At 42.8% G+C, this 20752-nt stretch carries 23 protein-coding genes and 1 pseudogene; 9 read left to right on the top strand and 15 right to left on the bottom strand.

Annotated elements, in window-relative coordinates:
- Positions 1-6: 6 nt before the first annotated feature.
- Both FED51_RS17405 and FED51_RS17410 read right to left on the bottom strand, forming a co-directional pair.
- Positions 7-246 carry a hypothetical protein gene (locus tag FED51_RS17405; protein ID WP_053430364.1) on the bottom strand — a complete coding sequence of 80 codons (240 nt, stop codon included), beginning with the start codon at positions 244-246 and terminating at the stop codon, positions 7-9.
- Between the two features lie 102 nt (positions 247-348).
- Positions 349-585: a YuzB family protein gene (locus tag FED51_RS17410; RefSeq protein ID WP_010899554.1), complete on the bottom strand. Its 237-nt coding sequence runs from the start codon at positions 583-585 to the stop codon at positions 349-351.
- Positions 586-775: 190 nt separating this feature from the next.
- On the opposite strand from FED51_RS17410, the pseudogene FED51_RS21450 reads away from it, so the two are divergent.
- Together FED51_RS21450 and FED51_RS17415 are read left to right on the top strand one after the other, a co-directional pair.
- A pseudogene (locus FED51_RS21450) lies at positions 776-937 on the top strand (TetR/AcrR family transcriptional regulator); the annotation flags it as partial.
- A gap of 411 nt (positions 938-1348) precedes the next feature.
- The gene (locus FED51_RS17415) at positions 1349-2416 is read left to right on the top strand and encodes an NAD(P)/FAD-dependent oxidoreductase (protein ID WP_041821812.1); all 1068 of its coding nucleotides are present in this window, start codon (positions 1349-1351) and stop codon (positions 2414-2416) included.
- Positions 2417-2485: 69 nt separating this feature from the next.
- Here FED51_RS17415 and FED51_RS17420 read toward each other — a convergent pair whose 3' ends face one another.
- Entirely contained in the window at positions 2486-2791 is a 306-nt protein-coding gene (locus FED51_RS17420) for a YuzD family protein (RefSeq protein WP_053430363.1), read from the bottom strand.
- Positions 2792-2952: 161 nt separating this feature from the next.
- Between FED51_RS17420 and FED51_RS17425 the strand changes: the two genes are divergently transcribed.
- Entirely contained in the window at positions 2953-3192 is a 240-nt protein-coding gene (locus tag FED51_RS17425; RefSeq protein WP_010899557.1) for a NifU family protein, read from the top strand.
- A 448-nt stretch (positions 3193-3640) separates the two neighbouring features.
- On the opposite strand, the gene FED51_RS17430 is transcribed toward FED51_RS17425, so the two are convergent.
- On the bottom strand, positions 3641-4132 hold the full coding sequence (locus FED51_RS17430; RefSeq protein WP_053430362.1) for a hypothetical protein: 492 nt from the start codon (positions 4130-4132) through the stop codon (positions 3641-3643).
- Positions 4133-4316: 184 nt separating this feature from the next.
- On the opposite strand from FED51_RS17430, the gene FED51_RS17435 reads away from it, so the two are divergent.
- Positions 4317-5108, top strand: a complete 792-nt coding sequence (locus FED51_RS17435) for a TraX family protein (RefSeq protein WP_053430361.1) — start codon at positions 4317-4319, stop codon at positions 5106-5108.
- A gap of 204 nt (positions 5109-5312) precedes the next feature.
- Here the strand turns inward: FED51_RS17435 and thrB are convergent, their stop codons facing one another.
- The 4 genes from thrB to yutH form a co-directional block, all read right to left on the bottom strand.
- Positions 5313-6242: a homoserine kinase gene (gene thrB, locus FED51_RS17440; protein ID WP_053430360.1), complete on the bottom strand. Its 930-nt coding sequence runs from the start codon at positions 6240-6242 to the stop codon at positions 5313-5315.
- A complete protein-coding gene (gene thrC / locus FED51_RS17445) occupies positions 6239-7303 on the bottom strand; it encodes a threonine synthase (RefSeq protein ID WP_053430359.1) in 1065 nt (354 codons plus the stop codon). The genes thrB and thrC overlap by 4 nt, the downstream gene beginning before the upstream one ends.
- Before the next feature lies 1 nt (position 7304).
- The gene (locus tag FED51_RS17450) at positions 7305-8600 is read right to left on the bottom strand and encodes a homoserine dehydrogenase (protein WP_053430358.1); all 1296 of its coding nucleotides are present in this window, start codon (positions 8598-8600) and stop codon (positions 7305-7307) included.
- A gap of 200 nt (positions 8601-8800) precedes the next feature.
- The gene (gene yutH, locus FED51_RS17455; protein WP_053430357.1) at positions 8801-9859 is read right to left on the bottom strand and encodes a spore coat putative kinase YutH; all 1059 of its coding nucleotides are present in this window, start codon (positions 9857-9859) and stop codon (positions 8801-8803) included.
- Positions 9860-9988: 129 nt separating this feature from the next.
- Between yutH and FED51_RS17460 the strand changes: the two genes are divergently transcribed.
- A complete protein-coding gene (locus FED51_RS17460) occupies positions 9989-10498 on the top strand; it encodes a phosphatidylglycerophosphatase A family protein (protein WP_053430356.1) in 510 nt (169 codons plus the stop codon).
- Between the two features lie 135 nt (positions 10499-10633).
- Here FED51_RS17460 and FED51_RS17465 read toward each other — a convergent pair whose 3' ends face one another.
- On the bottom strand, positions 10634-12397 hold the full coding sequence (locus tag FED51_RS17465) for a sensor histidine kinase (protein ID WP_053430355.1): 1764 nt from the start codon (positions 12395-12397) through the stop codon (positions 10634-10636).
- The gene (locus tag FED51_RS17470) at positions 12394-13119 is read right to left on the bottom strand and encodes a response regulator transcription factor (RefSeq protein ID WP_053430354.1); all 726 of its coding nucleotides are present in this window, start codon (positions 13117-13119) and stop codon (positions 12394-12396) included. Before FED51_RS17470 ends, FED51_RS17465 begins: the two co-directional genes overlap by 4 nt.
- Positions 13120-13284: 165 nt before the next feature.
- Here FED51_RS17470 and FED51_RS17475 point away from each other — a divergent pair, with 165 nt between their 5' ends.
- Positions 13285-14478 (top strand): DUF418 domain-containing protein, encoded by a 1194-nt coding sequence (locus FED51_RS17475; RefSeq protein ID WP_053430353.1) that lies wholly within the window; start codon positions 13285-13287, stop codon positions 14476-14478.
- Positions 14479-14536: 58 nt separating this feature from the next.
- Here FED51_RS17475 and FED51_RS17480 read toward each other — a convergent pair whose 3' ends face one another.
- The 3 genes from FED51_RS17480 to FED51_RS17490 all read right to left on the bottom strand — a co-directional run bounded on the left by FED51_RS17480 (position 14537) and on the right by FED51_RS17490 (position 16715).
- Complete coding sequence (locus FED51_RS17480; RefSeq protein WP_053430352.1) at positions 14537-15316, bottom strand: TIGR01457 family HAD-type hydrolase; 780 nt, start codon at positions 15314-15316, stop codon at positions 14537-14539.
- A 240-nt stretch (positions 15317-15556) separates the two neighbouring features.
- A complete protein-coding gene (locus tag FED51_RS17485; protein WP_010899567.1) occupies positions 15557-16204 on the bottom strand; it encodes a helix-turn-helix transcriptional regulator in 648 nt (215 codons plus the stop codon).
- 55 nt (positions 16205-16259) lie between these two features.
- Entirely contained in the window at positions 16260-16715 is a 456-nt protein-coding gene (locus FED51_RS17490) for a DUF86 domain-containing protein (RefSeq protein WP_053430351.1), read from the bottom strand.
- A 200-nt stretch (positions 16716-16915) separates the two neighbouring features.
- Here FED51_RS17490 and glpX point away from each other — a divergent pair, with 200 nt between their 5' ends.
- Entirely contained in the window at positions 16916-17887 is a 972-nt protein-coding gene (gene glpX / locus FED51_RS17495; protein WP_053430350.1) for a class II fructose-bisphosphatase, read from the top strand.
- A gap of 167 nt (positions 17888-18054) precedes the next feature.
- Entirely contained in the window at positions 18055-18321 is a 267-nt protein-coding gene (locus FED51_RS17500; RefSeq protein ID WP_010899570.1) for a DUF3055 domain-containing protein, read from the top strand.
- 58 nt (positions 18322-18379) lie between these two features.
- Here FED51_RS17500 and FED51_RS17505 read toward each other — a convergent pair whose 3' ends face one another.
- On the bottom strand, positions 18380-18661 hold the full coding sequence (locus FED51_RS17505; protein WP_010899571.1) for a YutD family protein: 282 nt from the start codon (positions 18659-18661) through the stop codon (positions 18380-18382).
- A gap of 176 nt (positions 18662-18837) precedes the next feature.
- Here FED51_RS17505 and FED51_RS17510 point away from each other — a divergent pair, with 176 nt between their 5' ends.
- Positions 18838-19500 carry a YhcN/YlaJ family sporulation lipoprotein gene (locus FED51_RS17510; protein WP_233443848.1) on the top strand — a complete coding sequence of 221 codons (663 nt, stop codon included), beginning with the start codon at positions 18838-18840 and terminating at the stop codon, positions 19498-19500.
- Between the two features lie 84 nt (positions 19501-19584).
- On the opposite strand, the gene lipA is transcribed toward FED51_RS17510, so the two are convergent.
- Positions 19585-20544 carry a lipoyl synthase gene (gene lipA, locus FED51_RS17515; RefSeq protein WP_083445452.1) on the bottom strand — a complete coding sequence of 320 codons (960 nt, stop codon included), beginning with the start codon at positions 20542-20544 and terminating at the stop codon, positions 19585-19587.
- Between the last annotated feature and the right edge of the window lie 208 nt (positions 20545-20752).

The raw sequence follows: 20752 nt of genomic DNA on the forward strand, positions 1-20752 counted from the left end.
TCTTCCTCACTTTCGCAACGCTTGATTCGTCCACAAGTAATCGTCATCAGCTTCCAATACTGTTAATCTCCCCCGACAACAAGGAAGATTGATCGATACTTTTACACCTTCTTTTGCAAGCTCTAACGCCTCAAGGCTCATCGACGTTAGGACATGCCTTTCGCCACAAAACGGGCACTCATCGAAATAAATATCACCTGACATCCGCTCATACGGCCATGTGTTTTCAAATGGGATTACATCCATAACGTCCACCACTTTTTTCTGTGATTTACCGTCATTATACACCGTTTACCGATAAAGAACAGTAGAAAAGCAGATACTAATCTTTAGCATCTGCTTACACGATTAAAACATTGGGTTTTCATCCAAATAATGATAAATATTTTCCACCAATTGTTCATTGGTTTCGCCGGACACATATTCCCCATTTACAAGCGCAAATTTATCGTTGGCACAGCTACCGCAATGGCTTAAACATCCGTACTCAATAATATCAAGATTCGGATCTTTTTCTAACTCTTCCATCGCTTTCTGTGTACCGCTTGCTAAATTGCTTAAACAAAACTCAATAATTGGGCGCATGGTTTCTCACCTCTCTATGTTGATATCCTAATCGTTGCGAGCAAAGAAGTCAATTTTAATTCAGAAACGTCATTTGTTCAGAAACCTTTCGAAAAATTGTTGTGATTTTGCCACATTATCGTTATAATCAGAACTGGAATATGACCGTGGTCATTTTTTGACTGAGTTCAGGTATGGAGAGGAGCCGAATATGAAAGGACAGTCGAAGAAAGCGTTAACAAAAAAGCGCATTGAAGAGGCGGCGCTCTCTCTGTTTCGTGAGCAAGGGTACGATTCGACCACCGTCCAAGAAATTACGGCAAAGGCCCAAGTGGCAAAAGGCACTTTTTTTAATTATTTCCCTACGAAAGAGTCGATTATGAGATCTCTTGCCGAAGATCGCCTTCACTCTGTTTCCGTTTATATGGAACAGAGGCATATTCAATCGCTGCCAATTCTAAAAAAGATTCGCACCTATTTGTCCTATTTGCTTGAAGAATACGATTCCCATCCGAAACTGACAGTGCAAATTTGGCGGCATGTGGTTGAATTCGAGGAAATGATTCTTTCCCATTGGGTTGTGCTCTTAGAGGAGGCCAAAGAGCGCGGAGAACTTAGCGAAGATTTTCCGATTCACGTATGGAGCCACATTATTCACAGCCATGTTTGCTATGGATTGCAGATGTCTCATCTTGCACCGACAAAGGCACAGCTCCTAGCGAAAGTCATGCCTTTATTAGAAGAAAGCTTATCAGCCATTATTCAGAAAAGGGGAAATTCTGCTATGAAAAAACTTGTTGTTTTAGGAGGGGGCTACGGCGGTATGCGGATTTTACAGCGCCTCCTTCCAAATGACTTACCGTCTGATTGGGAAATTACACTCGTAGACAGGCTGCCGTACCACTGTTTAAAAACAGAATATTACGCACTGGCGGCAGGAACTGCATCTGACCATCATTTGCGTGTGAGCTTTCCTGAAGACCCGCGCTTATCGACTAGGTACGGTTCCGTATCCTCCATCGATCTCGCTTCAAAGACCGTTCTTTTTGAAGAAGGAGAACCGCTCACTTACGACACACTCATTATTGGACTTGGCTGTGAAGACAAATATCACGGGGTACCAGGGGCAAAAGAGCATACGTACAGCATTCAAAGCATGGAAGCCACACGGAGAACGTACGAGGCGCTCAACAACGTCCGTCCAGAAGGAGTTGTGACAATCGTCGGGGCTGGATTAAGTGGGGTCGAATTGGCGAGTGAACTACGGGAAAGCCGACCAGATTTAACAATCAAGCTGCTTGACCGTGGCGACATCATCCTTTCGATGTTCCCACGTCGCTTGAGCAATTACGTGCAAAACTGGTTCATTGACCACGGGGTCGACATTATTAACAAGTCGAATGTAACAAAGGTGGAGGAAGGCGCTGTCTACAATCATGATGAACGGATAGAATCGGACGCGATTATTTGGACGGCCGGAATCCAACCAAATGTCGTCGTTCGCAATCTTGATGTGGAAAAAGACCAACAAGGTCGGGTCGTACTCACACCTCATCATCATTTGCCAACAGACGAAGATGTGTTTGTTGTTGGTGACTGTGCGAGCTTGCCTCATGCTCCAAGCGCACAGCTAGCAGAGGGGCAAGCAGAGCAAATTGTCACCGTTCTTAAAAAGCGGTGGAACAATGAATCGCTTCCGGACGAGTTTCCGCGTATTAAATTAAAAGGAGTTCTAGGCTCCCTTGGGAAAAAGCATGGCTTCGGGTTAATGGGCGAGCGTACGTTGATCGGTCGTGTCCCACGCGTCTTAAAAAGCGGTGTCCTTTGGATGTATAAGTATCATTCAGGATGATCGATTACACCAAAACCCGTATCACCTTAACAAAGGCGGTACGGGTTTATTTCTTAATTATGGAACCTTTTACATGGCGTCAATTTTCGCGTATACGTCCTTCAGACGAGGGTTCCCCTCCGCTACAACTTCATCCTCTATAACCACGAGGGGATACATATATTCATCGCTTAAAATGGCATCCGCATAAGCTTGATCCTTCTTCTCGACCACTTTGTTAATATCCACATAACGAAATCGAAAATTGTGCTCAGGATACTTACGCTTAACCGCTGCTTCCAGCCACTCCATCGTTTCTTTCGCACTTGGTAAATGTATGCAGCTGCCACACTTTTCTTCTGCTCCAAACACGGTCACTTCAATTAATTGTCCCACAGCTCTTCCCTCTCCTCACGTGTTGTCCTAGTTTGATCTTACAAGGTAGCGCCCTTTTCCTCAAGAGTTAGCGCCTTAAATCATTGAAAATTGAGGCACATTCATGGATTTTTTGCGTAATGGATATTATAATGAGAGGTAAAGAAAGGAGTTGTTTTCACATGGAAACAAGCACTGAAATGCATGAGCAAGTAAAAGAAGTGTTAGATAAACTTCGTCCGTTCTTACTCCGTGATGGAGGAGACGTTGAACTTGTTGACGTTGAAGATGGTATCGTAAAAGTACGCCTTCTTGGTGCATGCGGCTCTTGCCCAAGTTCAACGATTACGTTAAAAGCTGGTATCGAACGCGCGCTTCTTGAGGAAGTTCCAGGCGTAAAAGAAATCGAACAAGTCTTTTAATTTCATCTTAAAAAGTACGGAGCTCTTGTCTTGAGCTCCGTTTTCTTTTTTGGCTCTATAAAATGTTTGGGGACAAAAGAGGACAAAAAATGCACACAGACTCCTTTCTCCATTATTCTCGATTTGTCTAGGAGTAAAGAAAGGATTGCTGCGATGGGATCTGTGAATTTGATATTCAAGTTATTATTTCATTCTTGATTGAAAGGCATTTTTAATCATAACGGGGATGGGACATAGCTTAAACTTCCTGTCCTAAAGACGAACAATTATATGATAAGGAAGTTACTAAAAGGAAAAACCCGAACTGATTCGAATTCTTGAATCATAGATCGAATTATTCTTTGACTAACATACTGTTATCCCAGCATCGTTTTATATCTATTATCTAGATTAGCATATTCCAAGAATAAAATCTTTTACAACTGTTATCCTCTTAGTAAATGATATATTAGTATAGTCTTCCTGAGAAATCACTTGGGGCTGAAAAACTGAGATAATATAATGCAGAAGCATCTAAATTACCACTTGGATATAGGTCCCCAGTCTTTGTAGTGCCTGGACTTACTGTAAATGACCTCAGACTGAATAGAGAACCTTTTTTGTGGAGCGTTACTGTTAAAGTACTTGAACTAGAATTTTTGATAGAATATGTTACTCTTTTCTTTCCTTTAAAATTACTATTAGTATAAAGGGTAGAAACCTCTGCTTTCCCTGCAAAAGTTAAGTTACTACTAGTTAAGTCAACCACTGCACTTTTAGGCGGTGCATAAAGACCTAAAATAGTAATTTCATCTTCAACGCTCTTTACCAAAGATACAACTTCCTTTTCATCAATGTTATTTGATACGGTAACCTCTTCTAAGTCTTTGGCATCTGCTGATCCAATTGTAATAAGAATACTTAAAACAATTGCACTAATATAACTCAATATTTTTCTCAAATTAAAAACCCCTTTATAGTTTATTTGGAATCTTTACACAACTAGAGAATGTATTAAAAACAACCCATTGTCAATATTTTCTTAATTTTATAATTATATGTATATAATATATATTCTTGTTGATAATAGAAATTTTATGTAGTATAAAGTTAATATAATGACTTCACCACTAGGAGATAAAACGATGTCGAATACGAAACTAAAAATGATCGCTTTATGTGCAATGTTCATTGATCACATCGGACAATTCTTTCCCGAAATGCCGGAATGGTTTAATTGGATTGGAAGAATAGCCGCTCCTATTTTTATCTACTGTGTTGTTCTCGGACTTAAACATACTACCGATAAAAGGAAATATATTATTCGTATATACTTTTTTTCATTAGGTATGGCGGTTGTAAATATGTCACTTAACCAGCTATTCAATCATACCTATTTTTATCTTTGGAATAACTTTTTCAGTTCTTTATTTGTGGTTGCCACAGTGATATTATTACTAGATAACTTTAAAGCAAAACATTTATTTTTCTTTATTACTTGGCAAGTATCCACCCTTATTTTATGTTTCATTTTAGTAGAAAAATATGAGATATTAGGGCTAAATTATTTAGAAGGAACATATTATTTTTGGGGTTCAGTATTTGGTAATATCCTTTTTATAGAGGGAAGTTTTTTAGGAGTTTTTCTCGGGGTAATCTTTTACCTTACGATCTCTAATCGAACTGGCCTAATCATTTTATATAGTTCATTCTCCTTCTGCTTTTACATACTTTCTTTAAAGTTAAACGGCTATTCAAATCCAGTCATTCATACCTATTTTTTCCCTTTTGCAGGATATCAATGGATGATGATTTTTGCACTCCCATTTTTATTGCTCTACAACGGTAGTAGAGGGGTTGGTTTGAAATATTTTTTCTATATTTTCTATCCTGCCCATCTAATTGTCTTATATTTATTGGCTTTATCTCGAATGTAGCAGCCACAAATCTCCAATTTAAACATATCGATAGATTTAGCCTTGTTCCATCCAATTTGGTAAAGTATCTACTCAACAGTCGACTGAATGCACTAAAAAGAAGTGTAGTGCTTAAAAAAAGTGCCTCTCCTTTATTGACTTACCAGCATCTATTTAATTTTTCACAAAAGAAAAGCCACCTCTGTGCATGAGATGGCTTCATTTTTATCCGATCGGTAGCTGTTGTTGATTGGACAAGACGCGATGAACCTGAATTCCTTGATCATCTGGCTTTAGGACGTCTACCTCGAACTGAGGGTACTGTTTTTGCAACTGCTTTTGAACCCAATCGCCTCTTCCTTTTGGCGAAAGGCAGAGCATGGTCGGCCCAGCACCACTAAGTGCTGCCCCATAAGCCTCTGTCTCCTCTTTTACGTATCGGATCACCTCTTGTAAATGAGGGACTAACCCTAGGCGATAAGGGTGGTGGAACACATCGCGCACCATCATTTCACCAACCATCTCCCAATTTTCCTTTAATAAGGCTGCCACTAATACGTTGCTGACACTGCTCCCACGGACCGCTTCCTTATAGCTCAAGGACTCTGGTAAGATGCCACGAGCTTTTTTTGTTAGTAACTCCTCCTTTGGCACGAGAAGGACTAAATCAAGGTCTGGCACACCTCCATGAATGACATGGGTTTCTGTCGATAAATGGGTCCCAATGACCAGTCCACCATAGACGGATGGGGCAATGTTATCTGGATGACCTTCCCACAGACTCCCAAACCGCACTTTATCTTCGGCAGCTAACGGCTGACCTAACAGTTGATTGGCTAGTTCAATTCCTGCTACAATCGCTGCGGCACTGCTCCCAAGTCCACGGGCTAATGGGATGTTGCTCTTCATTTGCACATGGCAAGGCGGAAGAGTTTTCTCAAGCTTTGATGCCACATGCTCAGCCACTTGGTAAACGAGATTCTCTTTGCCTGATGGAATTCCAACAAGATCCGCTGACTGAGTCGAAAAGTGCCATTCGCTCCCTTCCGCCACAGTGAGCGTCAAATAACGGTTGACGGCAAGACCAACCGAATCAAACCCTGGCCCTAAGTTGGCGGAGCTTCCAGGAACGGTAATCTGGAAGGGGAGGGTCATTTAGGAACGCCTCCTTTAATATGATCCAAGAATGCCTGTTCATCATTTGGCAAGACGGCAGGATTGACGTCAATTGTGCTCATAGCCGTATTTGGATCTTTCAAACCGTTTCCTGTTAACACACAAACGACGGTACTTCCTTTTTTTATTTCTCCTGATGCAATCTGTTTTTTTAGACCAGCGATGGAAGCACATGATGCAGGCTCAGCGAACACACCTTCTTTTTGCGCTAATAACTGATAGGCTCCCAAGATTTCATCGTCTGTTACCTCATCGATTTTCCCGTTTGATTCGGCAGCCGCCTCTACTGCATAGGTCCAGCTCGCTGGATTCCCAATGCGAATGGCGGTTGCAATGGTTTCTGGCTCTTCAATCACTTGATTGCGGACGATGGCTGCAGCACCTTCCGCTTCAAATCCGCGCATTTGCGGGAGTCCAGTCCCTTTCTTCTCGTGGTATTCTTTAAAGCCTTTCCAGTAGGCTGTAATGTTCCCAGCATTTCCTACAGGAATCGCGAGCACATCAGGTGCTTGCCCGAGGGCGTCACAGATTTCAAATGCGGATGTTTTTTGGCCTTCGATTCGATAAGGATTCACAGAGTTTACGAGGGTAATCGGTTCTTTTTCGCTAATGGAACGGACGATATCAAGGGCATGATCAAAGTTCCCTTTAATCTCTAACACTTCCGCTCCATACATAACCGCCTGCGCCAGCTTTCCGAGGGCGATTTTCCCTTCTGGAATCACGACGATGCAACGTAACCCTGCACGAGCACCGTAAGCAGCAGCGGCTGCCGACGTATTTCCTGTTGAGGCGCAAATGATCGTTTGACTGCCTTCTTCTTTGGCTTTAGCAACCGCCATGACCATTCCACGATCTTTAAAGGAACCCGTTGGATTGGCGCCTTCGTACTTGACGTACGCTTTGACTCCCCATTCCTTTGAAAGGTTCTCCAACGGAATTAAAGGTGTATTTCCTTCCCCTAGAGTAAGTAATGGGGTTTCTTCTGTTACTGGTAAAAATTCTTTATATTCTTGTAGTAAGCCTCTCCACTGACTCATCTTATTTTCCTCCCTCTACTCGGTAGCTGCTTTCTACCGATTGAACGACATCAAGGGCTGCAAGTGTGCGATGCAAATACTCGTACGTTTCCTTGTCCGTCGTGTGCGTAATGATGATAATTTCTGCTGCTGCCTCCCCTTTAATCGGAAGCTGAAGTAATTTCTCAAAGCTTACATCCTTTTCAGCAAAAAGAGATGTAATCGCTGAGAATGTCCCCGCTTTATCTAATACTTTTAAGCGAAAAAAGTATTTCGCAAACACTTCATTGTCTGCTTTTAACGTCTTCTTGTGTAGCGGCTTCGCGCCGCGATGACCGTTTACGCGATATCGCATATTTTTTAAAACGGAAACAAGATCTGACACGACCGCTGTTGCGGTTGGCAATGACCCTGCTCCTGGCCCATAAAACATCGTCTCACCTACAGCTTCCCCATAGACATAAACCGCATTATATTCATCGTTCACAGCAGCTAAAGGGTGCTCCTTTGGAAGCAATGTCGGTTGGACGCTCACTTCCACGCGATTCCCATCTCGGTCTGCTAAGCCGATCAGCTTCATCGTGTAGCCAAGCTGTTCACAATATTCTAAGTCCGTTTTTGTCACCGACGAGATCCCACGAACGACCACATCATCTAGCTCCACATCCATCGAAAACCCAAGTGTAGCAAGGATCGCCATTTTCCGCGCCGCATCCAATCCTTCTACATCAGCCGTCGGATCACTCTCAGCAAATCCTAACGCTTGTGCTTGTGCGAGCACTTCTTCATAGTCTAGGCCTTCTTTTGTCATTTTCGTTAGGATGTAATTTGTTGTTCCATTCACAATCCCCATCATTTTCGTAATCCGATCAGCTGCAAGACCATCCGTTAAACTGCGAATGATTGGAATCCCTCCAGCTACGCTCGCCTCATAAAACAAATCACAGCCGTTCTCTGCAGCAAGAGATAAAAGCTCTGCTCCGTGAACAGCCATTAAATCTTTGTTTGCCGTTACGACGTGCTTTCCGTTCTTAAGGGCACGTACAATATATTCCTTCGCTAACGTAATGCCGCCCATGACCTCTATGACAACATCAATGTTAGCATTCTCTACAATCTCTTCTCCGTAAAGCGTTACCGACTCCTCTGAGAGGACTACATCTCGAGCTTTCGATCGATCACGAACAAGTACCTTTTCGACTTGAACAGGCAAGCCAATTTGATGCCTAAGCTCTTGTTGGTGATTTTCAATCAGTTTCACCACACCACTGCCAACCGTCCCAAGCCCTAATAGGCCTACCTTCAAGACCTCGCTCATTCTCTCCACTCCTAACCATACCACAGGTGATCATGTTCTTTTAATAAAAACAAATGTTTACCTATAAAGGACATTATAACGTTCTTCTTTTTCCATGACAAGGGAAAAATTTGATTTTTCTTAACCTTTCACACCCATCTTTCCACTGCGATGCTCTACAGGCTTGTCCCCTGCATTCCCTTGCTAAAAACTCCCTTCGCTTAACGGGTGGCAAAGGGAGTTGGAAGAGGCTCTGCCAAAAGCCAATCGACCATCGGTAGCTCATGAGGATTTGGAAACAATTGTTGTTGAACCATTCGTAAAAATTGTTCGTGGGTAGTCTCTTTTTCAAATAAGTGCAACACCTCTTTTTCAAGCGTGCGACGTTTTTCTTCGATTTGACAGGAATAGTAGTCTTCAATGGTTTGGAAATAGTGAACAGGAAAAAGCAACCGAGCAAAAATGAATCGCCGGCAAAGACGAGATAATGGAGCGTGCTGTCCATACGCATGCAAAAAGGATTGAATCGCCAGGGCACGATCTTCAGGACGTGCGATCTCTAATTCTTTTGAGCGGAGCCATTCCGCTAAATCTCGGCTCGGATGGTCGTACACAAATTCAGTCGGTACCTTTAATCTTCCATTTTCAAGGCGAATCCATGTATCGTTATGAAATCGTTTATGGCAAATAGTCCCTCGCTCACGTTCGATTCCACCTTCATCGTAATGAGCATCCACGGCAAACTGAATAGCATTTTCCGTCATCCCCAAATAGTAAGGAAACGTAAACAAAAACTGCTCATCCACAAGTGTCCTCGGTCCTTGTGCCAATAACCGTTGGTGCCATTCCTCTAACTGCTCCAATCGTTTTTCCCACAATTGCGGCCACTTACCATAGGCCCCCTTCTGATAAGCCGTGCCTACATACTGCGCACCTGCCTGATGAAACGTCGCTAAGTGCCGGCCAATGTCCTCGTCTGTTTGCAGCATTCCAAATCGTTCATATTCATAGGGAATTTGAAATAGGTAGACATCTTGCCCGTCAATTTTAGCGTGCAGCGGTCCAGTTTTTGCCTTAATTAATTTTAGTACTGTTCCATCACCAGCCCGTTGTAAGTACTCCCCCATCTCCAATATGGCGGCTTCTTCATCAGGCTCAATCTGCTCCCGAGGCACGAGTAAATACGGCTGACCCTGTGCATAGAATCCTTGAAACCGCCCCGTTCGAAACCGTGAATCACAATAAAGCTGAAATGAGTCATACACGTTTCGTTCAAACATGGAATCACTCCCTCACGTACCAGTTCATAACATAGTCTATGACCCATTCGCATAAAAAGTGTTCTTCGCTCGTAGACTAAACAAAGCAAAGAGCTTGACCAATTCGTTAAGCAATGGAGAGGTGACAGAATGAAACGTGATAACGTGGTTGAACGCAAAGCCCTGGAATGGTTAAAGCAGCGCGGGGTAACGGTTGATGATATTGCTGAATTAGTTCATTTTTTACAAGGCCCGTACCACTCTGATTTGAAGTTATCGGTTTGCAAAGAAAATGTAGAGCGTGTCCTGAAAAAGCGAGAAGTGCAAAATGCTATATTAACTGGGATTCAAATTGATGTGCTTGCTGAAAAAAATGCGTTAGAAGAACCGTTAGCCAACATGGTGAGACGAGATGAAGGTCTATACGGAATCGATGAAATCATCGCCCTTTCGATCGTCAACATCTATGGGTCTATCGGATTTACTAATTATGGTTATATTGACAAACAAAAACCAGGTATTTTGAAAGACCTTAATGACAAATCAAATGGTCAGTGCCATACTTTTTTAGATGATATTGTAGGTGCAATCGCTGCCGCCGCGTCCAGTCGTTTAGCCCATTCATTCGCTCATGAGGATGAAGACTTTGATGATGATTAAAACGATCAGTAGAAAACGCACCTCACTGCTGCAAGCCTTGGATGATGAAAGCTATCGATTTTAGAAAGTTGACTTCCAAATAATGAAAAAGGACGAGGGGAAACAATTCCTACTCGTCCTGCTTTTACGAAATGTTTAAGACACACGGTCAGTTTCTGAAACATCTTGGCTGTCTAACGGAAAATGAATCGTGATTTTCGTTCCATTTTGATGTGACGACTGAACATCAATCGTCCCTTTATGAACGTCCACAATCGCTTTGGCAATGCTCATGCCAAGGCCCGATCCATCTGTTCTCTCCTCTGTATTGGTTCCGCGATAGTAGCGCTCAAATAAATTTGCCCGCGTTTCCTCATCCATCCCTACACCATTATCCACTACACACAACCTTAATTGGTCTAATCGCTGTTCGACGGATACTGCTATATGTGTACCGACGGGATTATGATTGATTGCATTGATAAGTAAATTATCCAGCAATCGCTCAAGGAAACGACTGTTTCCGTACAAGTGTGTTGGCTTCTCACCTTTGATTTCAAATGCAAACACCGCTTCTTTTAAGGTCGCATCGTGGCGAAACTTCAAAACTGTGCGTTCAGCTAAATCCGCGAGATCGACCTTAGTAAACGTATGAGTAAAATCTCGGTTCTTGAGCTCAAACGTGAGCGAAAAGTCTTTGATAAGCTGAAGCATATAGGCGCCTTTTTCACTAATGACCTCGCCCATCTCTTGAAGCTCTTCTTCTGACCATTGATACTGTCCACTTTCAAGCAACTGTCCGTATCCCTGTATAGAGGATAGCGGCGTCCGTAAATCATGCGACATTGCTGCAAGCCATTCTTCTCGAACTTTTTCTAGCCGTTTTTTTTCATTCTCTGAATGCTTTAGTTTTTGTGCAACAGAGTAAAACGCTGTAATAACTGCTTCGTAGAGACGATACCTCATACGCACCTTTCCGCGATGATTGAGAATCTTCTGCTTTTCTTGTTCCATGAGCAGGTCGTCATAGTTTCCTGCTTCTAACTTTTCTAGCCAACCGACAAACAAAAGTAATGGCTGCCCGTAACGAAAAGCGTGCCATGACGTAAAAGCAACTCCTAATAAGAGGACAAAGGCGCCAACAACGCTTAGCGTAATGATCACTACTTGAATATATGAACTTGACGCACTTGGGTTCGTATCCCGCGCAGTTGTTAAAACCCACGTATAATCGGTCACTTCATCACGGTCGATTGACAATGTCTCGCTACCAGGCTCGATCTTTCTCGCTAAAATTGACACGGGATCGACTCGCTCATGAATTGCTTGACCGAGCGTTTGCATAACATCTCCTACTTCATTGAATATAATCAAGGAACCGCGTAGCTTAGAAAGCTGGCTTTCAACCTCTTGAACATACGCCTCTCCAACAAGTCCTTGATCGTTATACAACGTCCTCCAATCATGGAGTAGCTCTTGGTGGTCATTTTTAAATCCTAACAGGAAGAGGTACGGTGTATCATAGGAAGAGTCTAGCTGACGTGTAATAAAATAATCCTTATATTGTTGCCTTTCTTCGATTTGTAATAATTCAGTGAAGGTATACTTAGATGGCAAATCATCTTCACCGTTCACTGTGTAGATGACCGTTCCCTTTTCATCAAGTATTTGTAGCCACATATGATGGTTCTCTAGCTCTTGCTCCCAAAGCGAATTAAAGCTGATTTCCCCATCCAAAATGACGGTCTCTGTCACAATCAGATCAAGAGCACCAACGGTAAAGTTTCGCTTTAACTCTTCTTTCGTTAATATATCTAAAATTAGAAAAATAACGATGCAAAAGGTAATCATGCCGATTAAACAAAAAACAATAAATTGAAATGAGAACTGCAAGGCGATGCGCCGCTTGATCGAACTCATGCCTCAGGCTCCTTCACTAGCTTGTAGCCTAGGCCTCGAACCGTTACAAGATAACGTGGGTGGCTCGGATCGATTTCGATTCTTTCTCGAATTCGTCTAATATGAACCATAACTGTGTTGTCATCGACAAAGCTGTCCATTCCCCAAACAGCTTCTAACAATTGCTCCTTCGATAAAATACGATTTGGATGCTTACAAAAGTAGCATAGCAATAAAAAAACTTGAGCCGGACAAGGGACCTTCCGTCCATCAACTAAAAGTTCACCGGCTAATTCGTTCACCGTAAATCGATCAAACGTAAAGATTCCCTTAGTCATCGAGGTTGTAGCCACCTGTTCTTTTGCAACACTATTGACCTCTCGCCTTAATCGTGCGTTAATCCGCGCCACAATTTCCAATGGGTTAAATGGCTTCGTTACATAGTCATCAGCGCCAATCGCAAAGCCAGTCAGCTTGTCTAAATCTGAAACTTTTGCGGTTAAAAATAAAATGTATGCTTGCGTTAACCCTCGAATTTGTGGACAAAGGTCAAATCCGCTCCGATCTGGCAACATAACATCAAGCAAAATCACGTCCAATGTATAGTTTTTTACGTAATGAAAAGCTTCTTCTGCGTTATATGCAGTATAGATCGTCGAAAACCCTTCCTTGCGCAAAACGGTTTCGAGCATTTTCACAATCGCCTTTTCATCATCTACAATGAGAATGCTTCGCTCTTCCATTCTTTCCCCACCTCTATTCCTCATGTTAGCATAGCTAGCTTAAGAGAACCTTACCAATCTTTCTACGGATGTTAACTCTTTGTAAGGAAGTGTTTCTCTACAATTAAATATCGGACCTTATTCTTAGAGTTGTAGAAAATTGAATGAGGAAAAGAGGCTATTCAAATGAACGAACGAATTCAAACGATTGATGTACTACGAGGATTATGCTTATTCGGAATCTTACAAGCAAATTTGCTCATTTTTCAATACGGGATCTGGGGGAAAGATGAAATTTCGCTCTTCTCCTTGTCACCTTTTGACACAATGAGCTATTATGCCGTGAAACTTTTTATAGAAGCGAGCTTCATGCCGATTTTTGCCTTTTTATTCGGTTACGGAATGGTGATTATGAGAGAACGGAGCATGGAGCGTGACGGAAAACCGAAGCGAAAGCTTGCTCGCCGCTTTCTTTTTATCCTTTTTCTAGGCTACCTTCATAGCACCTTCTTATGGGAAGGCGACATATTACTTACTTATGGGATGATCGGCTTTATTCTGTTACTGTTTGTCGCTCGAAAAAAGAAGACGATCCTAATCTGGGCGACGATACTCCTTGTTCTCTCCAGCTTGTTCGGCTTAGGAGCTGAGATCGCAGCGGATAGTGATGAAGAGGTGACTTCTTATATTAAGACGACAAATCACGTCTATCAGACCGGAACATACCTAGACATTAAGACACATCGAAACACTTCTGATCCAGGTGATCTCCTTGATATGCCTAAGGAAGCCTTCCTCTTCATTTCTGTCTTTGCTATCGTGTTAATTACACCTATGTTCTTGTATGGGATGTATGCGGCAAAACGAAAATGGTTTGTTCATCCGACACAAGAACAGGGTCGCTACAGGAAAGGCCTGCTGTTTATTCCAGTGGGAGTTACATTAAAGGCATTGCCCCTATTATTTTCAGGAATACCGGTGCTAGGTGTACTCTCCCTCCCTGGATCATATGTATTGGCATTCGGTTATATTTTTCTAATTGCTTATTGTTTTGCGAAATGGCGCAGCCATCCGTTGTTTAGAGCAGCTGCCAACGTCGGGAAACTATCGTTGACAAATTATTTGCTCCAAACCGTTGTTTGTACATTTATCTTTTACGGATACGGCCTTGGCTTGTTCAGTCGACTCGGAGTATTCTTTGGAATTTTGCTAGGGATCGTCCTATTCTCCCTTCAATTAATCGGAAGCACCTATTATTTGAAGACTAGAAAAAGCGGACCTTTTGAATGGTTGCTACGAGCCTTTACGCATTGGACGCTACCTTGGAAGCTGACAAAGAGAAAAGAATCCCAGAACTTGACGCCAAAGCAAAGCGCGTAAGATCGTTTGTGTGCTACCCAGAAGAAAAAAGCGAGGGAGTTTCTTCCTCGCTTTTTTCTTACTCTTCAATGGATCTCTGCCAGTCTGCCAAAGACTCGCACGTATAGGTCGGCTGCGCTTCTTTTTGTTTAAGCGCCTCTTTTGTTGTCACACCTGTATGGACCAGAAGTGTATCTATTCCTGCATGGATCCCAGCTAAAATATCTGTATCGTAGTTATCACCAATGAGAAGCGTCTCTTCTTTCGTTGTCCCAAGTCGCTTTAACGCTTCTTCTATTATAATCGGGGACGGTTTTCCTACAACAAACGGCTTCACTCCCGTTGTCGTAGCCACGACAGCAGCTAACGAACCGTTCCCTGGCATTAGCCCTTTTTCAGTCGGCAATGCCGCATCTCCATTCGTAATAAAAAATTTGGCGCCTTGGCGGACATATGTAGCTGCCTTTGCCAGTTTTTCATAGGAAATCGCTCGGTCTAGTCCCATAACAACATAATCAGGCTGCTCGTCTTCTGAGACCATCATTCCGCTTTCCTTTAAACTTTCTAACAAGCCTTCTTCACCAATAACAAACGCGCGAACGAACTCCTTTGTCCGCGTTAAATAGCTTGCCATTGCCATACTGGACGTAAAGACATGCTCTTTTGTCGCAGGGACATCCATCGACTTAAGCAAAGTCGCTACAGTTTTAGGAGACTTTGTTGAATTATTTGTAACAAACAAATAAGAAGCTGATTGCTTCTCCAACTGCTTTACGAAGGCCACTGCTTCTGTGATCACTTCTGACCCTCTGTACATCGTACCATCCAAATCAATCAGAAAGCCGCTGTAACGTTTCATCTCACATCATCCCTTTCTTTCTGCTCCCACATTCTTAATGCTTCCTGTTAGGTCGTTTTATCCTTTATCTTAGGAAGTTACAAGGCCTATCAAATCCGAATGACGGTAGAGGGATGAACCAAGGTTAAGTGTTTTGGTTCACCAATTAAATGCACATAAAAAAGAGGATAGATGAAGCTTTTTCCCCTTGTCCATCTATCCTTTCTTCACTTTTATAACCCCGAAAGTACCTTACTTCATTTATCCATCAACAGATGGTTTTTTTAACGTATAGCTACAATAGCCCGCTTCATCCTTAGCGGCACAACAGTTATCAACGACCGCTTCCGTTTGCAATAACTCCTTAAAAAGCTTTTTCTCGCAAGCACAAGCAACTGGATAAGCTTTAGCGACTTGTGAGATTGGACAGTTGTATTCAATAAATTGATATGTGTCATCATCAATTTTTTTCCATTCAACCATATAGCCGTTATCGTTTTGAATCTGTGCTAACACCTCTACACGCTCAGAAAATGAACATCCCTTCATTTGATTGGCATATTCAGCGAGCAGACGCTCTTTCCGTTTCTCAAATAGAACGTGAATCATATCGATTCCAGATAACTCCTCAATATCCTTTAAAAAACCAAGGGTGAGAGGTAAATAATTACGTGGAAATCGTTCCTCGCCCTTTTCCGTTAACAAATACTTTGTCGTTGGACGACCCATGGCTTGCCTGACGAGCTTTGTTTGCACAAATCCGTCTTTTTCAAGGGCTTGAATGTGCCGACGAACAGCCATTTCCGTTATTTCAAGCTCCTTGGCCATTTCGCCAACACTCCGCTCCCCGTGCCGTTTTAGCCCGAGCAAGATTAAATCACGAGTGGAGGTGGTTTCATTACAAAGCATTTCATCACCATCCTTCCCCTTCTATTGTAAGCCAACTTTGTCCTGTTGTAAATTTTCAAGCATGTCTATCAGTTTCTGGTAAAAAGGCAGAGACCGGTCCAAGCTCTTTCTCCAAATACGTTCGGACTCGCTCCGGAAATCGTTTCACCGCTTCTACATGTTGATCAAACGTTTGTTTAAGTTGCTGATGATCGATAGCAGTATAGGCTTGTACGACTAACTTGCGGCAAGCGATAAGTGCTTTTAGCGATTGGCCGTCTGCTTCATCCACGACGTTTTCGTCTATCAAAATGTCCACAATATCTTCATAACTCCCAGGGTCCCTCATAATAAACCCATCGATCATGCTGTTCCCTACATCAATGACCGATTCAATCACGAGATGGGCGATGCGCTCCAAAGCTAACCGCTCCGTTTCAGACGTCCACTCTGATTGAGAACAAAAGTGATCGACAAGTTTTTCCATATGCCTTAACGTTTTTTCAATGGTTTTTCGATCAACAAAGTACATGCATAACACCTTCTTCGTATGAATTAGTATAACACAATGATAAAAACAACAGGAAAAAGAAGAACATAACGAAAAAATATTTCATCTTAAACGTGATTTTTGTTATGATTAAACATGTATATTTTTGTAGTATCGTAACGCCTGCAACGGGATTGTATCTCGTGTTTGGCAAAAAAGCAAGCATACTGGAGGAGAATCATTTGGATCGGGAATTAGCATTAGAAATTGTTCGTGTAACCGAAGCAGCCGCCCTTTCGTCTGCTCAATGGTTAGGACGCGGGAAGAAGAATGAAGCAGATGATGCAGCCACCACAGCGATGCGAACGATGTTTGATTCAGTTAACTGTAAAGGAACGGTCGTCATTGGTGAAGGGGAGCTAGACGAAGCTCCCATGCTTTATATCGGTGAAGAAGTAGGGAGCGGCCACGGTCCTGAAGTCGATATTGCCGTTGATCCGTTGGAAGGAACGAATATCGTCGCGAAAGGACATCCAAATGCAATGGCCGTGATCGCCGTCGCCGATAAAGGTACATTGCTTCATGCCCCAGATATGTACATGGAAAAAATTGCTGTCGGTCCTAAAGCCGCCGGATTGATTCGCTTGGATGACCCGATTGAAAAAACGATCGACATTGTGGCAAAAATGACCAATAAACGTGTTCGCGATGTCACCGTCATTATCCAAGAGCGAGAGCGCCATGACGAATTGATCGAACGGATTCGAAACAAAGGCGCACGGGTTAAACTTTTTGGTGACGGAGATGTGGGCGCAGCTATTGCAACTGCCCTACCACAAACGGGGATCGATTTGTTTATCGGCACAGGTGGTGCTCCAGAAGGTGTCATTTCCGCGGCAGCCATTAAAGCACTTGGTGGCGACATGCAAGCACGACTCGTTCCAATGAACGACGAAGAATTTGAACGCTGTAAACGAATGGGGCTTGAAGATCCACGTCAAGTACTGAGCTTGGATGATTTAGTCCGCGGAGATGATGCGATTTTTGCTGCCACAGGGGTATCCTCTGGTGAGCTTTTAGAAGGGGTGCGCTTTCTCGGTGGGGATTTAGTGGAAACAGACTCCATTGTCATGCGAGCAAAAACTCGTACCGTTCGATACATCAAAGCCCACCATCGCCTTGATCACAAACCCCATTTAATAATTAACGACTGAGGCTTGGACAAAACTAGCCAAACGCAATAAAAAAGGTTCGAATCATTTTGTTTTGATGATCCGAACCTTTTTTCTGTTAGCATACCTAATCTTTCTTAGGAAACAGGCAATGACTTTCTATAAATATGATAAGCTAAAGGCAGAATGTTCTGAGGAGGAAACAACGAATGAGTGAACGCTTTTTTTTATACGATGATACGGAGAAAACAGACACTCGGTTTGTGAGCTTCATGGGGGAGAACCAACGCTTTGATTTAGCGATTACTTACACGGAGCGACATTACGGCAAAAAGCTCGTCCTTGATATGCAATCTAATCGATTTGCTATCATTGGCGAAGACGATCTAGCGGAGCCTGGCTATTTAGAGCATGTGTACAAGCTTGATGAAGAAACTGCCGCTGAGCTTCGCAGCTTTTTATATGAAGTCATCTGATTAAAAATTTTTCTTCATACTAATAACAGCCGAACGATTTGTTCGGCTGTTAAGTATATCAAGATTCCGTTTTTACTCGTTTGACGACAAAATAAGCACATCCGAAATTACAGTACTCGTACAAGTAATCTTGAAGAGTACTAATTTTTTTATCGTATGTTGATTTCTTATTTTGATCATCGAAGAAGCCACGAAGCCGCAATTGATTGTATCCCCAATCACCGACAATGTAATCATACTTATTGAGCACATCGCTGTATCGCTCAACAAATGCCTCTTCATTCCACCCGTCTTTTACGTTTTCAATCACTTCAAATTGCATGTTTGAAATGCGAACCATCCTGGCCCACCTCTCTTACGAAACAGAGACCTTTGCTCTTATTTCTCTTGATTCTAAACACCTATATTGTATCACATTGTTCGGAAACGTCCATCCTCTCTTCTTAGAAAATATCCATCTTTTTCAATCAGTAAATCGGTACATGTTGGGTCATTCTTTAAAAAGAGGAGGGAAAGATGATGAAAAAGCTTATGATTTACGTGATGATTTTTGGGCTGTGCTTCACCGTTGGCTGTCGAGCACCTGAGGTAGGTCAGCCTGAAGTAAACAGCCGCAATTCTTATTACAATCAGCAAGTCGATGGAGAAGGTTATAATGTTTTAAACCAAGGCGACCGAACCGATGCAGGACCTTTAGCGCTCGGTTATAGACGGTATGAACGGGTTCAAGTACATCAAGAAAATGGCCAGCAAACAGTCACTCCTGTCATTGACCGCGATCGTCTGGCCGATGGAATCACTCGTCTCGTATTAACAAACGAGACGGTTGACGAAGCCGCAACTCTAGTGACTGATGAGCACATCCTTGTGACTTATACGACCAATGCAGACAATCGTGACTATGTGGCCGATCAGGTGAAGCGTACGGCTTTATCTGTCGCGCCAAGATATTATGATGTCTACATTTCCGATGACCATGAGCACTTCCAAGACATTGAACGTTTCCAAGGATTACAAAGCAATTCTCCAAACATCGAAAACACGATTGAGCAAACGATCGAGAAGATGAAACAATCGCCTCAAGGCTGGTATGAAGGCGATAAGGATGACAATATGGACTATATGAAGAAAAAGCACCAGCGTCTCTTGAAACAAGGTAATTCTCGTAAGAATGATTAACGTAAGCAAAAGGCAGAAAAGAGACGGCCAGTAGAGCCGTCTCTTATTTTCGTGCACCAAATCTAGGCTGTGTATGCCTTCCTGTTATGATTTCGCCGCTGCCTTGCGCGCTTCCTCACGCACTTGTGCTTCATTCACTTGCTCATCGGCATGGTAAGAAGAGCGTACGAGCGGACCCGCTTCACAATGACTAAATCCTTTGCTTAACGCAATTTCCTTCAACTCAGCGAATTCGTCTGGATGGTAATATTTCTGTACCTTCAAATGCTTTTTCGTCGGCTGTAAATATTGACCGATTGTCATAATATCCACATTGTTCGCACGAAGGTCATCCATCGTCTCAATAATCTCGTCCTTCGTTTCCCCAAGGCCAATCATGAGACTTGACTTTGTCGGAATATCAGGTTGCATTTCCTTTGCGCGACGTAAAAATTCTAAGGAGCGCTCATAGGTTGCTCTTGCACGAACCCTTGGAGTCAAACGGCGAACCGTTTCAATGTTATGGTTTAAAATGTTCGGTCTTGCGTCCATTAATGTTTTTAAGTTATCGTCATTCCCCATCATATCTGATGGAAGCACTTCAATCGTACAAAATGGATTACGACGGCGAACCGCGCGAACGGTTTCCGCGAATACACCTGCTCCACCATCCTTCAAATCATCACGAGCCACAGCAGTAATGACGGCGTGCTTTAAGCCCATAATTTCAACCGATTCTGCTACGCGCTCTGGTTCCTGTAGATCAAGTTCGTTCGGAAGCCCTGTTTTAACAGCGCAGAATCGACATGCGCGCGTGCATACATCCCCAAGAATCATAAAAGTGGCCGTTTTCCGCACAGCCCAGCACTCATGAATGTTTGGACATTTCGCTTCTTCACAAACCGTATGTAAATTTTTCTCGCGCATCATTTTTTTCAGGCCTGTATACGTCTCATTCGTATTGAGCTTTATCTTTAGCCAATCCGGCTTGCGTACATACTCTTCTTTCTTCGCCATTATTTCTTCACTCCATCTCCAAGTTTTCGGGCGTGATTGGAAAAACACGGCTTTTACCCCAAGTCTTCATGGCGGAAGCTCTTGTTTTTCTTTATCCTTTCGTCCATTACAAAAGCTCAACTTTCTTAAAGTGAAAAAAGACCGCACTTCGGAAATCAGCCCATGGGATCTCTATATACTGTATCACGAATAGTACAAGAACACCAAATACCCGCACAAATTGCCAGCAATTTACGCCCATCATTCCAGCAAAATC

It is taken from the genome of Halalkalibacterium halodurans (assembly GCF_005671335.1).
GTDB lineage: Bacteria > Bacillota > Bacilli > Bacillales > Bacillaceae_D > Halalkalibacterium > Halalkalibacterium halodurans.

Excerpts from the sequence above, each read along its gene's own strand:
- FED51_RS17405 (WP_053430364.1), bottom strand. The coding sequence starts at position 246 with ATGGATGTAATCCCATTTGAAAACACATGGCCGTATGAGCGGATGTCA.
- FED51_RS17410 (WP_010899554.1), bottom strand. The coding sequence starts at position 585 with ATGCGCCCAATTATTGAGTTTTGTTTAAGCAATTTAGCAAGCGGTACA.
- FED51_RS17415 (WP_041821812.1), top strand. The coding sequence starts at position 1,349 with ATGAAAAAACTTGTTGTTTTAGGAGGGGGCTACGGCGGTATGCGGATT.
- FED51_RS17425 (WP_010899557.1), top strand. The coding sequence starts at position 2,953 with ATGGAAACAAGCACTGAAATGCATGAGCAAGTAAAAGAAGTGTTAGAT.
- FED51_RS17435 (WP_053430361.1), top strand. The coding sequence starts at position 4,317 with ATGTCGAATACGAAACTAAAAATGATCGCTTTATGTGCAATGTTCATT.
- thrB (WP_053430360.1), bottom strand. The coding sequence starts at position 6,242 with ATGACCCTCCCCTTCCAGATTACCGTTCCTGGAAGCTCCGCCAACTTA.
- thrC (WP_053430359.1), bottom strand. The coding sequence starts at position 7,303 with ATGAGTCAGTGGAGAGGCTTACTACAAGAATATAAAGAATTTTTACCA.
- FED51_RS17450 (WP_053430358.1), bottom strand. The coding sequence starts at position 8,600 with ATGAGCGAGGTCTTGAAGGTAGGCCTATTAGGGCTTGGGACGGTTGGC.
- yutH (WP_053430357.1), bottom strand. The coding sequence starts at position 9,859 with ATGTTTGAACGAAACGTGTATGACTCATTTCAGCTTTATTGTGATTCA.
- FED51_RS17460 (WP_053430356.1), top strand. The coding sequence starts at position 9,989 with ATGAAACGTGATAACGTGGTTGAACGCAAAGCCCTGGAATGGTTAAAG.
- FED51_RS17465 (WP_053430355.1), bottom strand. The coding sequence starts at position 12,397 with ATGAGTTCGATCAAGCGGCGCATCGCCTTGCAGTTCTCATTTCAATTT.
- FED51_RS17470 (WP_053430354.1), bottom strand. The coding sequence starts at position 13,119 with ATGGAAGAGCGAAGCATTCTCATTGTAGATGATGAAAAGGCGATTGTG.
- FED51_RS17475 (WP_053430353.1), top strand. The coding sequence starts at position 13,285 with ATGAACGAACGAATTCAAACGATTGATGTACTACGAGGATTATGCTTA.
- FED51_RS17480 (WP_053430352.1), bottom strand. The coding sequence starts at position 15,316 with ATGAAACGTTACAGCGGCTTTCTGATTGATTTGGATGGTACGATGTAC.
- FED51_RS17485 (WP_010899567.1), bottom strand. The coding sequence starts at position 16,204 with ATGCTTTGTAATGAAACCACCTCCACTCGTGATTTAATCTTGCTCGGG.
- FED51_RS17490 (WP_053430351.1), bottom strand. The coding sequence starts at position 16,715 with ATGTACTTTGTTGATCGAAAAACCATTGAAAAAACGTTAAGGCATATG.
- FED51_RS17500 (WP_010899570.1), top strand. The coding sequence starts at position 18,055 with ATGAGTGAACGCTTTTTTTTATACGATGATACGGAGAAAACAGACACT.
- FED51_RS17505 (WP_010899571.1), bottom strand. The coding sequence starts at position 18,661 with ATGGTTCGCATTTCAAACATGCAATTTGAAGTGATTGAAAACGTAAAA.
- FED51_RS17510 (WP_233443848.1), top strand. The coding sequence starts at position 18,838 with ATGATGAAAAAGCTTATGATTTACGTGATGATTTTTGGGCTGTGCTTC.